Genomic DNA, 15,486 nt, shown 5'->3' on the forward strand with positions numbered 1-15,486 from the left:
CGTGCGCTTAGACTCCTCCCGTGACATGCCGGTAGTTGTGGTCAGGGAGGAAGCTCGTCGTGAGCAGCAGGCCATCCCGAGGCGCTGCTCGCCTCGCAGCAATACTCGACGCTCTTCCGGACGCGCTGTTGCTCGTCAACGCCAACGGCACGGTCGTCAACGCGAATTCGATCGCCCTCGAGGTCATGGAGAGCCCCGGTACCGGGCTCGTCGGCCGGGGCGTGCTCGACCTCCTGCCCGAGTTCGACTCCAAGCTGATCCCCGGCTCCATGCGCCGGCCCGGCGAGGACGAGGGTGGCCGCGCCCGCCCGAAACGGATGGTCGCCCGCCGCACCGACGGCAGCGAGTTCCCCGTCGAGGTCACCGCAGCCCATCTCGACGGCAGTGACGCCTACCGCGAGCCGCAGCCCTCGTACACCGGCGACGAGCTGCTGATGCTCGTCGTACGGGACCTCTCGCAGACGGTGGACACCGAGGCCGAGCTGGCCCGCTCCCAGCGCCAGACCGAGATGATCCTGCGCGCCGCCGCCGAGGGCGTCGTCGGCACGGACACCGACGGCAGGGTCGTGCTGGTCAATCCGGCCGCCGCCCAGATCCTCGGCTACCGCGCCACCGACCTCGGCAACCGCGAACTGCACGGGCTGGTCCAGCACTCGCGCGCCGACGGTTCGCCGTTCCCCTTCGAGGAGTCCCCGCTCGCCGACACCCTGCGCAGCGGACGCAAGCACCGGGTCCGCGGCCAGGTGCTGTGGAACAAGACCGGGCAGCCCGTCGCCGTGGACCTGACCACCTCTCCCGTACGCGACGGGGAGCAGCTCGTCGGCGCCGTCATGACCTTCACCGACCGGCGCTCCTACGACGCGCTGGCCGCGCGCCACGCCCAGCTGCTGTCCGTCCTCGAAGACTCCCTGCGCGGGCCGCTGGAGGAGCTGCGCGGGGAGCTGGCCACGCTGGCCGCAGACGACGCGGGACAGCTCTGGCCCGAGGCCAACCAGCTCCTGCACCATCTGGCCGCCGGCTACTCCCGGATGACCACGCTGGTCGACAACGTGCTCGCCTTCCAGCGCCTGGACGCGGGTGGCGAGAAGCTCGACAAGAAGAAGGTGCTGATCGACGGGGTCGTCGCGGCCGGTGTCGACGGCGCGGTCGAGCTCATCGGCCCCGGGCGCGCGCAGTTCGCCGTGCACGCCCCGACCATCGAGGCCGAGGTGGACGCGGAGCGGATCGCGACCGCCCTCGCGCACCTGGTCGCGGACGTCGCCGGGGTGGACGCCACCGGCAAGACCCGCCAGGGCAGCGGGTACATGGACTCGACGATCGTGGTGGCCGCCGCGCAGCGCGGAGAGGTCGTACGGATCGAGGTGCGCGGCCCGTACGAGGGCGGCAACCCGGTGCACGAGCCGATCGTGCGGGGCATCGTGGAAGCGCACGGCGGTGTGCTGCAGACGGTGGAGGTACCGGGCGCTCCCGGCGGGGCGTACGTACTGGAACTGCCGCTGGGCGCCGGAGCCGGGACGGTCACCCTGCCCGAGCCGGTGGAGGCTCCGCCGGCCGCTCCCGGGACCGAGGGCGGCCCGGGGCAGGTCTCCGGCGGCCGGCGGGCCCGGCGCGGTGTGGACGCGTTCCTCGACGACGACGCTGCCGCCGGCACGGGAGCCGAAGGCGGCTCCGGCAGCCGTTCCGGCACCGGCGTGGCGAAGGCGGGCCAGGACTCCGACGGCGGGAGCGCGCTCGCGCTGCCCTCCGGTCGGCGCCGGGGCGGCGAGGCCGGGGCGGTTGCCCGGCCCGGCGACGGCGCTCCCGCGGAACTGGCCCAGTCCCCCGTGAACCCGGCGGGCCTCGGTGGCAGTAGCGGCACGGGGCGGCGCCGCGGCCAGAACGGCGACGGCAGCGACGGCAGCGGCGACTCCGGTGGCGGCAACGACCGCCCGGGCGGCCCCGGGCGGCCCGTGCCCCCGCAGGGGACCGCCATGCCCGCGCTCCCGCCCGTGCCGGTGGCTCCCGTACCGGTGCCGCCGTTCCCGGGGCTCCCCGTTCCGCTGACGGAGCACCCCGCCGGGCGGCGGCGTGCCCTGGGCGCGGCGGGACCGGCGCAACCGGGCGGCCCGGTGCCGGCGACCGGGCTCGGGCCGACGCCCGCGCCGATGCCTGCTCCGATGCCCACTCCGATGCCGGCGCCTGTGTCCTCCCCCGCTCCCGGTCCCGGTCCCGCTCCCGTACGGCCCATCGCCCCGGAGGGCGGCTTCGCGCTGCCCGCCGGGCCGACGCCGCCGCAGCCGCCGCAGGCCCCCTCCGACGCCGACGCCGACGCCGCGGGCGGGCGGCGCGGGCGCCGGGTGCTCAGCGCGCCCGGCACCGACTCCGAGGGCGCCGAAGCCGCCGCCGGGCGGCCGGACGCGGGCGCGCAGGGCCCCGTAGGCCCCGAGACGCATCCCACCGGGCGGCGGCGTGCGCTGCCCGCCACTCCGGCCTGGCCGGTTCCGGCGGCCCGTACCGCCCCCGAGGACTCGGACGGCAGCGGGCAGATCGCCGTACCCGGAGCCCGGCAGCCGCAGGACACCCCCGCGGAGGCCGCCGGGGCGCCGATCAGCGTCCGCGCGCTGGGCAGCCTCGGCCAGGGCGGCGGGTCCACCGACACGAACGGCTCCGGCCGGCGGCGCCGGCTCGCGGAGCCCGCGCCCGAGGGCCGGGCCTTCGCCATAGGAGCCCCCGAGGCGGGCTCGGCCGAGGGCCCCGAGCCGCTGGACGGGCCCGGTGGCGCCGTCGAGGTGGTCAACCGGACCGTGCCCCGTCCCGTGGACGACGAGCTGCCGCCCGAGCCGCTGGACAACCCGCGCCGGCTCCTGGTCTGGCCGGCTCCGGACGCGCAGACGCAGGCCGCACTCAGCGACCGCGGCTACCGCCCGGTGATCGTGCACTCCCGTGAGGAGGTCGACGCGCAGATCGCCGCGTTCCCCGCCGCGCTGTTCGTGGACCCGCTGACGGGACCGATCACCCGGACCGCCCTGCAGTCGCTGCGCCAGGCCGCGGTGGCCGCCGAGGTGCCCGTACTGGTCACGGCCGGGCTGGGGCACGCCACGCGCGAGGCCGCGTACGGCGCCGATCCGGCCGTGCTCCTGAAGGCGCTCGCGCCGCGCGACAGCGAGCAACACCCTTCCCGGGTGCTGCTGATCGAGGAGCACGACGAGATCGCCACCGCGCTGACCACCGCCCTGGAGCGGCGCGGCATGCAGGTCGCGCGGGCCGACGCCGATACGGACGCCGTGGAGCTGGCGACCCGGATGCGGCCGAACCTGGTGGTGATGGACCTGATGCAGGTGCGCCGCCGCCGGGCCGGGATCGTGGACTGGCTGCGCGCCAACGGGCAGTTGAACCACACCCCGCTGGTCGTCTACACGGCCACCGGGATCGAGCCGTCCGAACTGCCGCGGCTGGCCTCGGGCGAGAGCGTGCTGTTCCTCGCCGAGCGGTCCACCTCTGCCGACGTGCAGGGTCGCATCGTGGACCTGCTGGCCAAGATCGGCACCAACTAGTCATTCTGGCCGCATGGCCATCATCGACACGAGCGAGCAGACCGTCCCCGCCGACAACGGGGAGGTCAGCCTGCTCATCGCGCGACAGGTCGATCCGGGCCACGAGGAGAACTTCGAGGCCTGGGCCCACGGGATCCTGGAGACGGCCGCGGCCTTCCCCGACCACCTGGGGTACGGGCTGTTCCGCCCGGCCGTCGAGGGCGGGCCCTGGTTCCTGGTGCACCGGTTCCGCAACCAGGCGGCCTTCCAGCGGTGGCAGGACTCCGCCGAGCGCGCCGCCTGGTTCTCGAACTGCCTCGGGCACCACCACACCGAGATAGCCCGGCGCGAACTGCACGGCATGGAGACCTGGTTCGCGAAGCCGGGTACGGCCCGGCCCGCGCCGCCGCGGTGGAAGATGGCGATCAGCTCGGGGCTGGCCATCTTCCCGATCTCGCTCGCGGGCAACGCGCTGCTCGGGCCGTACCTGGTGAATCTGCACTTCGTGCTGCGGACGGCCGCGTTCGCCGTCGTCTTCAGCACCCTGATGACCTACGTGGCCATGCCCGCGATCAGCAAGCTGCTGCGGCCCTGGCTCACGCGCGGGCAGTAGGGACCGCCGGCCCCACGGGTATCAGTCGAGCTTGGTGACGTCGAGGACGCCGTCCGCGTACTGCTTGCGGATCACCTTCTTGTCGAACTTGCCGACGCTCGTCTTCGGCACCGCCTCGACGAACGCCCAGCGCTCCGGCAGCTGCCACTTGGCGATCGACCGGCCGAGGAAGGCGCGCAGGCCCGCGTAGTCCACGGTGGCCCCCTCCTTCAGGACGACGGTGGCCAGCGGGCGCTCGTCCCACTTGTCGTCCGGGACGGCGACGACCGCCGCCTCGGCGACCTCGGGGTGGGCCATCAACGCGTTCTCCAGCTCCACGCTGGAGATCCACTCCCCGCCGGACTTGATGACGTCCTTGGCGCGGTCGGTGAGGGTGAGGTAGCCGTCGGGGCTGATCACGCCGACGTCTCCGGTCTTGAGCCAGCCGTCCGCGCTGAACTTGTCCTCGGGGCGGGTCGGCTCGCCGCCCACGCCGCCGTAGTAGGAGCTCGCGATCCAGCTGCCGCGGACCTCGAGCTCGCCCGCCGACTCGCCGTCCCAGGGCAGGAGGCCGCCGCCGGGGCCGACCAGGCGGGCCTCGACGCCCGCCGGGAAGCGGCCCTGCGTGATGCGGTACGGCCACTCCTCGTCGGCGGTCAGACCGGCAGGCGGGTGGGCCATGGTGCCCAGCGGAGAGGTCTCGGTCATCCCCCAGGCGTGGAAGAGGCGCACGCCGAGCTTGTCGTAGGCCTCCATCAGGGCCGGCGGACAGGCCGCGCCGCCGATGGTGACCTGCTTCATCGAGGTCAGGTCGCGCGGGTTGGCGGTGACCTCGGCGAGCAGCCCCTGCCAGAGGGTGGGGACGGCCGCGGCGTGCGTGGGCTTCTCCCGCTCGATCATGTCGGCGAGCGGGGCGGGCTGCAGGAAGCGGTCCGGCATCAGCATGTTGATGCCGGTCATGAAGGTGGCGTGCGGCAGGCCCCAGGCATTGACGTGGAACTGCGGGACGACGACGAGGGAGGTGTCCTTGTCGGTCAGGCCCATCGACTCGGCCATGTTCACCTGCATGGAGTGCAGGTAGATGGACCGGTGGGAGTAGACGACGCCCTTCGGGTCCCCGGTGGTGCCGGAGGTGTAGCACATGGCCGCGGCCTGGCGCTCGTCCAGCTCGGGCCAGTCGTAGGTGTCCGGGCGGCCCGCCAGGAGCTCCTCGTACTCGTGCACGCGCACGCCGAGGCCCTCCAGCGCGGAGCGGTCGCCGATGCCCGCGACCACGACGTGCTCGATGGTCGGCAGGTGCGGCAGCAGCGGGACGAGCAACGGCAGCAGGGTGCCGTTGACCAGGACGACCTTGTCGGCCGCGTGGTTGACGATGAAGACCAGCTGCTCGGGAGGGAGCCGCAGGTTCAGCGTGTGCAGGACGGCACCCATGGAGGGGATCGCGAAGTACGCCTCGACGTGCTCGGCGTTGTTCCACATCAGGGTCGCGACGCGGTCGTCCTGCTGGACGCCCAGCTCGTCGCGCAGGGCGTTGGCCAGGCGCGTGGCACGGGTCCCGATCTCGGCGAAGCTGCGACGGTGCGGCTCGGCCTCCCCGGTCCAGGTCGTGACCTGGGACTTCCCGTGGATCGTCATCCCGTGCTGCAGTATGCGGGTGACGAGGAGTGGTACGTCCTGCATGGTGCTCAGCAAAGCGTCCTCCCGGTGAGCGCTGCGGCGCTGCGGCGGCTACGGATGCTGCGATTCTGCGCACGTACCGGTCGGCATGTCACTACCCAAGAGTAGAAACGCGGGCGTTGTTTCACGTGAAACATCGGCCGGGCGGGGCCGGACTCAGCGGACGGGTGTCAGTTCCGGGTCCTCGCGGAGCTTGACCAGCGCCCGGGAGACGGCGCTCTTGACGGTGCCCACGGAGACGCCGAGCAGCTCGGCGGTCTGGGCCTCGCTCAGGTCCTCGTAGTAGCGCAGGACCACCATCGCCCGCTGCCGGTCGGGCAGCCGGGTCACCGCGCGCCACATCGCGTCGCGCAGCGCCTGTGCCTCGGCGGGGTCGGCGGCCGGCGGCTCGTCGGCTTCGGGGAGCTCGTCGCAGACGAACTCGTCGACCTTGCGCTTGCGCCACTGGCTGGTGCGGGTGTTGACGAGGGCCCGGCGGACGTACCCGTCCAGGGCGCGGTGGTCCTCGATGCGGTCCCACGCGACGTAGGTCTTGGCCAGCGCCGTCTGGAGGAGGTCCTCGGCGTCGCAGGGGTTGGCGGTGAGCGAGCGCGCGGTGCGCATCAGGACCGTGCCGCGGGTCCGGACGTACGCCGAGAACGACGGGTACGGCGTCGGATTCGAGGCGAGCGTGCACACAGGCGTGGTCATGCCTCCACGCTAGGAGCGGCGCGGCCCCACCGGATCGGCCGCAGGTGCCGAAGCGGGATCCCCCTCAGGTTGTAGGGGTGGGGCCCGCCCCACCTCCTGAAGGTGGAGGAGGCGGGGCTTCCGCCCGAGGGGGCCGGCAGGCTCAGTAGCCGTCCACGGCCGGCCGGTCAGTCGTCCGCGGCGGGTGGGGTCAGTCGTCCGCGGCGGGTGGGGTCAGCCGTCCGCGCCCAGGATCAGCCCGGAGGTCGGGACCCCGGTACCGGCGGTGACCAGGGCGTGGACGGCGCCGGGCACCTGGTTGACGGAGGTTCCGCGCAGCTGGCGGACCGCCTCGGCGATGCCGTTCATGCCGTGCAGGTACGCCTCTCCGAGCTGGCCTCCGTGGGTGTTGAGCGGCAGCGCGTCCGCGGCCACGAAATCGACCGCCTCCCCCGGCGCGCAGAAGCCGAACTCCTCCAGCTGCATCAGCACGAAGGGCGTGAAGTGGTCGTAGAGGATGCCGACGTCGATGTCCGAGGGTCGCAGCCCACTGGTCCGCCACAGCTGGCGGGCGACCACGTCCATTTCCGGCAGCCCCGTGAGGCCGTCCCGGTAGAAGGAGGACATGGCCTCCTGTCGGCGGCCCGCACCCTGCGCCGCCGCCGTGATCACGGCGGGCTTCTGCCGCAGGTCGCGGGCCCGCTCCGGGGTGGTGACGACGATGGCCTGGCCGCCGTCCGTCTCCTGGCAGCAGTCGAGCAGCCGCAGCGGCTCGACGATCCAGCGCGAGGCGGCGTGGTCGGCGAGGGTGATGGGCTTGCCGTAGAAGTAGGCGGCCGGATTGTTCGCGGCGTGCCGGCGGTCGGTGACCGCGACGTGGCCGAAGGCCTCCGGGGTCAGGTTGTAGGCGTGCAGGTAGCGCTGGGCCGTCATGGCCACCCAGGAGGCCGGGGTGAGCAGCCCCCAGGGCAGCGACCAGCCGAGCGCCGCGCCCTCCGCCGAGGGTTCGCGCTGCTGGACGCCGGAGCCGAAGCGGCGGCCGGAGCGTTCGTTGAAGGCGCGGTAGCAGACCACCACCTCCGCGACCCCGGTGGCGACGGCGAGGGCGGCCTGCTGGACGGTGGCGCAGGCGGCGCCGCCGCCGTAGTGGATGCGGGAGAAGAAGGAGAGGTCCCCGATGCCGGCCGCCTGGGCGACCGTGATCTCGGGGCTCGTGTCCATCGTGAAGGTGACCATGCCGTCCACGTCGGCGGGGGTGAGCCCGGCGTCGTCGAGGGCCGCGTGCACGGCTTCGACGGCCAGCTTGAGCTCACTGCGGCCGGAGTCCTTGGAGAACTCGGTCGCGCCGATGCCGGCGATGGCGGCGCGGCCGCCGAGCTGGTCACGGGTGCGGACGCTCATGCCGTGCCCTCCGGGGTGCCGAGGGTGTCCTGCGCGGGACCCGGGCCGGACGGCACGCCGTCCAGCGTGACGGTGACGGTGCCCGTGACGTGGTGGCCGATGCCGTTGGCGCCGACCACGCGGATCTCGGCGGTGTCCCCGTCGAGGGCGGTGACGGTGCCGGTCAGCGTCATGGTGTCGCCGGGGTAGTTCGGGGCACCGAGGCGGATCGCGACCTTGCGCAGGACCGCGCGCGGGCCGAGGTGGTCGGTGATGTACCGGCCGACCAGGCCGTTGGTCGTCAGGATGTTCATGAAGATGTCCGGGGAGCCCTTCTCCCGCGCGAGCACCGCGTCGTGGTGCACGTCCTGGTAGTCGCGGGAGGCGATCGCGCCCGCGACGATCAGGGTGCGGCTGACCGGTATCTCCAGCGGCGGCAGTGTGTCGCCGATGTTCATGCCTCGTCCCCCTCGGGCGTGGATTCGGGCGTGCATTCGGGCGTGTCTTCGGACAGGACCGCGCCGAGCTCGGCCAGCAGTTCGCTGCCGCAGCCCAGGTACGCGTCGAGCTGGCGTCCCCACAGGAAGTGCCGGTGCACGGGGTGGTCGAGGTCGGCGCCCATGCCGCCGTGCAGGTGCTGGCCCGCGTGGACGACCCGTTTGCCCGCTTCCGAGGCCCACCAGGCCGCCGTCAGCGCGTGCTCGCCCGCCGGGAACCCCTCGTCCATGCGCCAGGCCGCCTCGTACGCGGTGACCCGTATCGCCTCGGTGTCCATGTAGGCGTCGGCCGCGCGCAGCATGACCCCCTGGTTGGTGGAGAGCGGCCGGCCGAACTGCTCGCGGGTGGAGGTGTACTCCACGGCGCGGGCGAGCGAGCCCGCGCAGACCCCCGCCTGGAGGCCGGCGAAGGCGGTACGGGCGACGGCCAGCACGTCCGCGTAGGCACCCTCCCCGCCGACCCGTTCCGCCTCGGCGGCGACCAGCGTCAGGGCTCCGGCCGACCAGGGAGCGGTGGTCTCCACCGGCTCCGCGTGCACCCCGGGCGCGTCCGTCCATACGAGCCACAGGGCTCCCGCCGCGTCCGGGACCAGGACGTGCGTGGCCTCGCGCAGCCAGGGCACGGCGGGGGCGCTGCCGGTGAGCCGGCCGTCCGGCGAAGCGGTGATCCGGCCCCGGTCCGGGAAGGCTCCGGTGGCGACCGCGTCGCCGGAGCCGAGCGCGGGGAGCAGCCGGGCGCGCTGCTCGTCGCTGCCGTGCCGGGTCAGGGCGAGGATCCCGTACACGCACGTGACGGCGTACGGGACCTGCGCGGTCGTGCGGCCCTGTTCCTCCAGCAGGAGCACCAGTCCGAGCAGGCCGACGTCCTCGACGGCGGCGGTCAGCCCGGCGGTGGTGAGGGCCTTCCACAGCTCGGCGTCGCTGCCGGTGCCGGAGGCGCCGAGGCGGTCGTGGGTGGCGAGGTCGCCGAAGATCCGGGCGGCGAGTCCGGCCGCGGCGGCCTGTTCCTCGGTGGGGTGGAAGTCCATCAGGCTTCGCTCCCCCGGAAGACGGGCAGTTCCAGTTCCTCGTCCACGCGCAGGAACTCCAGGCGCACGGGCAGCCCGATGCGGACCTTGTCGTACGGAACGCCGGTGATGTTGCTGACCATGCGGACCCCTTCGGCGAGTTCGACGAGAGCCACCGCGTAGGGCGGGTCGAAGGCGGGGAAGGGCGGGTGGTGCATGACCACGTACGAGAACACCGTGCCGGCGCCGGATGCCTCAACCGTGTCCCAGTCCGGGCTCCCGCAGGTGTTGCAGCCGGGGAGCCAGGGGAAGCGGAGCGTCGCGCAGGCGGTGCAGCGCTGGATCAGGAGCCTGTGCTCGCGGACACCGTCCCAGAACCCCTGGTTGTCGCGGTTGATCACGGGGCGGGGGCGCTGGGCGGGCTTCTTGCCGGGCTCGGTGGTCTTCTTCGCCGCCGGCTCGGTGGCGTTCTTCTCCGCCGGCTCGGTGGGCTTCTTCGCCGCCGGGACGTACTTGAGGATCCGGAAGCGGTGCGTCCCGGCGAGTTCGCCGTTCGCGCGGACGTCCATGCGGGTGGTCACGAAGTGGCCGGTGCCCAGCTTGGTCGTCTTGCGCGGCGACACCGATTCGATGACGGCGTCGAAGGTGATCGCGTCGCCGGGGCGCAGCGGCCTCAGGTACTCCTGCTCGCAGTCGGTGGCGACGACGGAGGTGCAGCCCGCGCCGTCGAGCAGCGCGAGGAGGTCGTCGTAGGCCGAGGAGCGGCCGGCGTGTCCGGAGAGCCCGCCCATCGTCCATGCCTGGAGCATGGTGGGCGGGGCGATGGCGTCCGGCCCGGTGTAGGCGGGGTTGGCATCGCCCATCGCCTCGCACCAGTGGCGGATCATCGGCTTGTTGACCGCGTCCTTGCCCTGGCCGCCGGTGGCGGCGGGCTGCCCTTCGAAGGCCGTGAGCAGGGTGTGGAAGCGCGCTGCTTCCGTCTCCGCTCCCGTCTCCGCTCCCGATTTCGCTCCCGTCTCCGCTTCCGATGCTCCGGTGGCGGGCGTGGCGGTCATCGCTTCCTTCCCTTCATGCCGAGCCGCATCATGGCGACGATCTCCCGCTGGACCTCGCTGACGCCGCCCCCGAAGGTGTTGATCTGGGCGGCCCTGTTCATCCGCTCCAGCTCACCGCCCGCGAAGACCTCGGGGCCTGACCCCCGGATGAGCGCCTCCTCCCCCACCACCTCCTGGCAGATCCGGTACACCTCGACGGTGGACTCGGTACCCAGGAACTTCACCCCGCTCGCGTCGCCCGGGGCCAGGGTGCCGGCGCCGACGTCCTGGACGAGGCGCCAGTTGAGGAGGCGTACGGCGGCGAGGCGCGCATGGGCCTCGGCGAGCCGCGACTGCACCCAGGGACGGTCTGCGGGGCGCTCGCCGGTGACCGGGTCGGGGGTACGGGCGTGGTCGAGCGCGCCCTGGTAGAAGTCCTCGGCCTGCATGCCGATGGCGGCGAGGGCGACGCGTTCGTGGTTGAGCTGGTTGGTGATCAGGCCCCAGCCGCCGTGCTCCGGGCCGACGAGGTTGCCGGCGGGCACGCGGATGGAGTCGTAGTACGTGGCCGTCGTGGTCAGCCCGCCGACGGTGTCGATCGGGGTCCAGGCGAAGCCGGGGGCGTCGGTGGGCACCAGGATGATGGAGATGCCCTTGTGCTTGGGGGCCTGCGGGTCGGTGCGGCAGGCGAGCCAGATCCAGTCGGCGTTCTGGGCGTTGGAGGTGAAGATCTTCTGGCCGTCGATCAGCCAGCCCTCGTCGTCCCGGACGGCCCTGGTGCGCAGGGAGGCGAGGTCGGTGCCCGCCTCGGGCTCGGAGTAGCCGATGGCGAAGACGAGTTCGCCCTTGAGGATCCGGGGCAGAAAGTAGTCCTTCTGCTCCTGCGTCCCGTACTTCATCAGGGTCGGGCCGACGGTGTTGAGGGTGACCATGGAGACGGGGGCACCGGCCCGGTAGGCCTCGTCGAAGAACACGAACTGCTCGTCCGGGCCGCGGCCCTGGCCTCCGTACTCGACGGGCCAGCCGAGGCCGAGGAGTCCGTCGGCGCCGATCCGGCGCAGTAGTGCGCGCTGCTCGGCGGGGTCCTGGGGCAGCCCGTCCGGCAGCAGGTTTCCGAAGTACTCCCGCAGCTCGGCGCGGAGCCGCAACTGGCCTTCGGTCGGGGCGAGGTGCACGGCGCTGGCCTCCCGGCATCACATCATCAAGTGAAGCTGACTGTCCGTCAGATTCCACGTGGATGTCAAGGCCGGGGCGCTGTGACGGAGCACGTAAAACGCCCGAGGGCGCCTGCACTACCGGACCCCAGCCGGTCCGGTCGCGCAGGCGCCCTGGTCAGTCGGTGCGGCTCAGGCCGCGGCTACCACCAGGGGTAGAAGTTCACCGCGACGTTGGAGTTGTGCTGTTCGATCGCGGTGAAGGCCGAGCCGTTGACCTGCGCGGTGTTGTTCTGGTTGGACGCGCCGGATCCGGTGGCCACCTGCTGCGAGGTGGAGGAGTTGCCGTGGTTGTTGCCACCCACGCCGCTGCCGATGATGCTGGCGACGCTCGCATTCGATCCGTCGTTCGCGAAGGAGCCGTTGTCGGCCGAGGCCACCCCGCCGAAGAGGGCGACGGCGAGGGGGAGAGCGGCGACGGCGGCGATGACGCGGGCGGTACGGATGCTTGCCATGTCTTTATCCTCCAGAAAACCGAAGTGGGGTGTACTCCAAGGCAGTTGGCCGACCGCCTCGGTCGTTCCGTGTGGTGACGACGTCGCGAGATCAGAGTTGCCCACCGAATCCCCGGCGAACCACCCCGGAGTCCTCGATTCCCCCGCAAGTATGACCAACATCGGATAAACCCCATTCGCGCCCCCGGCGCCCCAGGTCAACGCCTCGAGACCCGCCGAAACCCCTGCCGGGGAAGGGCTGAACCGTTCCGCCAACCGGCCGGCCCCGGACATGCCGAAAAGGGCCGCGCCGTCCGGGAACCCCACCGTCTCCCTGGCCTGCGGCCCTGCGCTGCCAAGCTTCACGCCCCCTGCACGCCCCCGGCGCTCGCCGGGGCCTTCCCGCTGTGCCCCGCTCCGGGGCACCTTCACGGCGCGATCCGCGGTCGCGGCCTACTCACACCGACCGACCGGGCTCCAGCGCCTGCGCTGCGTTGCTCTCGCGTTCTGCTGCGTTGCTCCTGCGTTGCTCCTGCATGCTGCGGCGTACTGGGGGTGCTGGTACTGGTCTGGTACTGGTTCCGGGTGCTGCTGTGTCCTGGGTACTGGGTACTGGGCGCCGCGCACTGGGCCCTACACCTTGCACCTGCGCGCACTGCGTCCTGCGTCCTGCGTCCTGCGTCCTGCGTCCTGCGTCCTGCGTCCTGCGTCCTGCGGTTAACGGGCCCTGCGCTCAACGGGTCCCACATCTGCGCCGTACGAGTACTCCGTGCCGAGGCGTGCTACGCGGCGAGCGCCATCTCCCGGCGGGCGGCTGCGACCCGGGCCGCTGCGGCGATCGCGGCGCTACGGACGCTGCCGTCCACTCCGGACTCGGAATCGAACTCGGCTCCGGAGCCGGCGGCCAGGGCGGTGGTGGAGCGGCGGACGGACGGGGTCTTGCCGTGGGCCTCGGCACGGATGCGCTGCTTGATGGTGGGCGGGAGCGAACCACCGCGCATCATCGCCCTCCAGGTCCGCCGGGCCATGAAGGCCGGCCGGTTCGCCGCGACGGCCGCGGGGGCGGCGGCGGGGGAGGAGGAGAGCGGGGTGGTGGCGGCCTGGGCGGCCTTACCGCCGAAGCCGAGGGAGGTGAGGAGGGCCACGAGGGCCGCGAGGACGGTGGTCCAGATCGACGTGATGGTGCTGCGGTGAGCCATGACGGGTCCCTCTTTTCGCGATGTTCCGACGGGCGGATCTGAATACATTCGTCATGATGCGGGCGCAACCGGAACGCCTCCACGCCCCGCGCCGCTCTTCCGACAAACACCACTCAAAGGGGCTAATCGCACAATCCCACCCCTCTGGATCCTTACCTGACGACGGGCCGGAACTCCGCCGGAAGATCTCCATCTCCCCTTCTCTGGGCGGATGTTGACATCCACTCAGCCCGACCAGCATGCTCCACCCACGGCGCGCGGATCTTCTTCTCATGGTCGGGGGACCAGGTTTCCATGCAGAACCGAAACGTACTGATATCGGGTGCCGGCATCGCGGGTACCGCCTTGGCCCACTGGCTGCGCCACCACGGCTTCCGGCCGACCGTGGTCGAGCGCGCCTCCGCTCTCCGTGAGGGCGGCTACAAGATCGACATCCGGGGTGCCGCGCTCGACGTGGTCTCCCGCGCCGGGGTTCTCGAAGCGGTCCGCGCCCAGCGGACCGACGTCCAGGGCGGCTCCATCGTCAACGCGGCCGGCAAGCGGGTGGCGACGCTGGACGGCGACACCTTCGGCGGCCGCGCGGGCCACGACGCGGAGATCCTGCGCGGTGACCTCAACCGGATCCTCTACGACCTCACCGTCGACGGAGCCGACGGTGTCGAGTACCTCTTCGGCGACTCCATCGCCTCCGCCACGGAGACCGCGGCCGGCATCGAGGTGGCCTTCGACAGCGGTGAGCGCCGCGTCTTCGACCTGGTCGTCGGCGCCGACGGGCTGCACTCCCACACCCGGGCACTGGTCTTCGGCCCCGAGGAGCGCTTCATCCGGGACCTGGGCTACTACGTCTCGATCTACAGCGTCCCCAACCACCTCGACCTCGACCGCTGGGAGCTGACCTACGTCTCCCCCCTGCGCACGGCCCTGACGTACAGCACGGCCAAAGACACCGGCGCGAAGGCGATGTTCCTCTTCGCCTCGGGGCCGCTGGAGTACGACCGCCACGACGTCCCCCAGCAGAAGAAGCTGCTCGCGGAGGCGTACGCGGGCGAGGCCTGGGAGGTGCCCCGGCTCCTCGCGGCACTGGACGAGGCCCCGGACTTCTACTTCGACTCCCTCAGCCAGGCCCACCTGGACCGCTGGTCCAAGGGCCGCACCGCCCTGGTCGGCGACTCCGCGTACTGCGCCTCGCCCGCCTCCGGCCAGGGCACGAGCCTGGCCCTGGTCGGTGCCTACGTCCTGGCGGGCGAGCTCGCGGCGGCCGGCGGGGACCACGGGACCGGCTTCGCGGCGTACGAACGCGAGATGCGCCGCTTCGCGGAGGAGAACCAGAAGCTCGGCCCCTCGAACATCAAGCACATGGTCATGCGGACCAAGCGCCAGATCTCGGTCCAGCTGACCATCCTCTCCCTCCTGGGCCGCCTGCCGGGCAAGGAGCGGATGATGGCCAAGGTCATGGAGCCGATCCAGAAGGCCGCGAACTCCATCACCCTCAAGGACTACTGACCCGACGGGCGGTGGGTGCCCGCCCGGGCACCCACCGCTGCCCCGGCGGGGACACGGCAAATCCCTCGCCCGATGCCGCCCCACCGAGCAGAATTCCCGGCATGGGGACAGACATCTACGGCTTCATCGAGTGCCGCTGGGATCGCTGGCTGGACGAGGACGACCGCAGCTGGAACAAGGCCGCCGACATCGCGGACCTCTACAACGGCCGTTCTTACGCCGCCTTCGGGTCGCTGTTCGGCGTGCGCGAGCCCACCGCGTTCCGTCCGCTCGCCGACTACCGCGGCCTCCCCGAGGACGCGTCCCAGGAGAGCCGCACCGCCCTCGATGCATGGGGCAGGGATTCGAGGGGCTCGTCCTGGATCACCTGGGCGGAGCTGGCGGCCGTGGACTGGGACGAATTCTCGAACGAGGTCGACGACTGCGTCCACGAGTACCGCCGCGGCGCCGACGGAACCTGGGAGCTGTACGGCAGGAACACCGACCTCAACCGCTTCACCGAGCTCTCCGGCATCACCGACACCCAAGCCCTCCACCACGCGGCCCGCGCCCACCCGGAGGGCACGGAGTGGCCCGACGGCGACCGTCTGTTCCGCATCGGCCCCCTCCGGCGCAGGGACACGGTGCCCGAGAGCGACTGGGGCGCCGTCTGGTCCGTCATGCGGACCTTGGCCGGCCTGCACGGCGACGAGGGCGTCCGCCTGGTCGTCTGGTTCGGCTGACTCCACAGCTCGTGCGCGGGAGGCGAGCCACTACGCTCGTGATCCA

13 protein-coding genes are annotated in these 15,486 nt (G+C 72.4%); 4 read left to right on the top strand and 9 right to left on the bottom strand.

The genetic code is table 11. The annotated features are described in order from the left end of the window. Positions 1–59: 59 nt before the first annotated feature. Entirely contained in the window at positions 60–3,533 is a 3,474-nt protein-coding gene (locus tag AC3IYI_RS20060; RefSeq protein ID WP_489411447.1) for a response regulator, read from the top strand. A 13-nt stretch (positions 3,534–3,546) separates the two neighbouring features. Beyond that, positions 3,547–4,125 (top strand): antibiotic biosynthesis monooxygenase, encoded by a 579-nt coding sequence (locus AC3IYI_RS20065; RefSeq protein ID WP_266956816.1) that lies wholly within the window; start codon positions 3,547–3,549, stop codon positions 4,123–4,125. A gap of 21 nt (positions 4,126–4,146) precedes the next feature. Here AC3IYI_RS20065 and AC3IYI_RS20070 read toward each other — a convergent pair whose 3' ends face one another. From AC3IYI_RS20070 to AC3IYI_RS20110, 9 genes are all read right to left on the bottom strand, one after another. Continuing rightward, on the bottom strand, positions 4,147–5,796 hold the full coding sequence (locus tag AC3IYI_RS20070) for a long-chain fatty acid--CoA ligase (RefSeq protein ID WP_489405076.1): 1,650 nt from the start codon (positions 5,794–5,796) through the stop codon (positions 4,147–4,149). 141 nt (positions 5,797–5,937) lie between these two features. Further along, entirely contained in the window at positions 5,938–6,471 is a 534-nt protein-coding gene (locus AC3IYI_RS20075; protein WP_250738541.1) for a SigE family RNA polymerase sigma factor, read from the bottom strand. Positions 6,472–6,684: 213 nt separating this feature from the next. Next, a complete protein-coding gene (locus tag AC3IYI_RS20080; RefSeq protein WP_489405077.1) occupies positions 6,685–7,851 on the bottom strand; it encodes a lipid-transfer protein in 1,167 nt (388 codons plus the stop codon). Then, positions 7,848–8,288: a MaoC family dehydratase gene (locus tag AC3IYI_RS20085; RefSeq protein ID WP_489405078.1), complete on the bottom strand. Its 441-nt coding sequence runs from the start codon at positions 8,286–8,288 to the stop codon at positions 7,848–7,850. The genes AC3IYI_RS20080 and AC3IYI_RS20085 overlap by 4 nt, the downstream gene beginning before the upstream one ends. Further along, positions 8,285–9,355 (bottom strand): acyl-CoA dehydrogenase family protein, encoded by a 1,071-nt coding sequence (locus AC3IYI_RS20090; RefSeq protein ID WP_489405079.1) that lies wholly within the window; start codon positions 9,353–9,355, stop codon positions 8,285–8,287. Before AC3IYI_RS20090 ends, AC3IYI_RS20085 begins: the two co-directional genes overlap by 4 nt. Beyond that, entirely contained in the window at positions 9,355–10,389 is a 1,035-nt protein-coding gene (locus AC3IYI_RS20095) for a bifunctional MaoC family dehydratase N-terminal/OB-fold nucleic acid binding domain-containing protein (protein ID WP_489405080.1), read from the bottom strand. The genes AC3IYI_RS20090 and AC3IYI_RS20095 overlap by 1 nt, the downstream gene beginning before the upstream one ends. Continuing rightward, positions 10,386–11,543 carry an acyl-CoA dehydrogenase family protein gene (locus AC3IYI_RS20100; protein WP_489405081.1) on the bottom strand — a complete coding sequence of 386 codons (1,158 nt, stop codon included), beginning with the start codon at positions 11,541–11,543 and terminating at the stop codon, positions 10,386–10,388. The genes AC3IYI_RS20095 and AC3IYI_RS20100 overlap by 4 nt, the downstream gene beginning before the upstream one ends. Before the next feature lie 182 nt (positions 11,544–11,725). Next, positions 11,726–12,037, bottom strand: coding sequence for a hypothetical protein (locus AC3IYI_RS20105; RefSeq protein ID WP_243331303.1), 312 nt, complete (start codon positions 12,035–12,037; stop codon positions 11,726–11,728). Positions 12,038–12,798: 761 nt separating this feature from the next. Then, positions 12,799–13,215, bottom strand: a complete 417-nt coding sequence (locus AC3IYI_RS20110; RefSeq protein ID WP_489405082.1) for a DUF6344 domain-containing protein — start codon at positions 13,213–13,215, stop codon at positions 12,799–12,801. A 294-nt stretch (positions 13,216–13,509) separates the two neighbouring features. Here AC3IYI_RS20110 and AC3IYI_RS20115 point away from each other — a divergent pair, with 294 nt between their 5' ends. Then, positions 13,510–14,718 (top strand): FAD-dependent monooxygenase, encoded by a 1,209-nt coding sequence (locus tag AC3IYI_RS20115; RefSeq protein WP_489405083.1) that lies wholly within the window; start codon positions 13,510–13,512, stop codon positions 14,716–14,718. 101 nt (positions 14,719–14,819) lie between these two features. After that, positions 14,820–15,440 (top strand): hypothetical protein, encoded by a 621-nt coding sequence (locus tag AC3IYI_RS20120; protein ID WP_489405084.1) that lies wholly within the window; start codon positions 14,820–14,822, stop codon positions 15,438–15,440. Positions 15,441–15,486: the final 46 nt, after the last annotated feature.

This window comes from Streptomyces sp. GL_148, assembly GCF_057834205.1.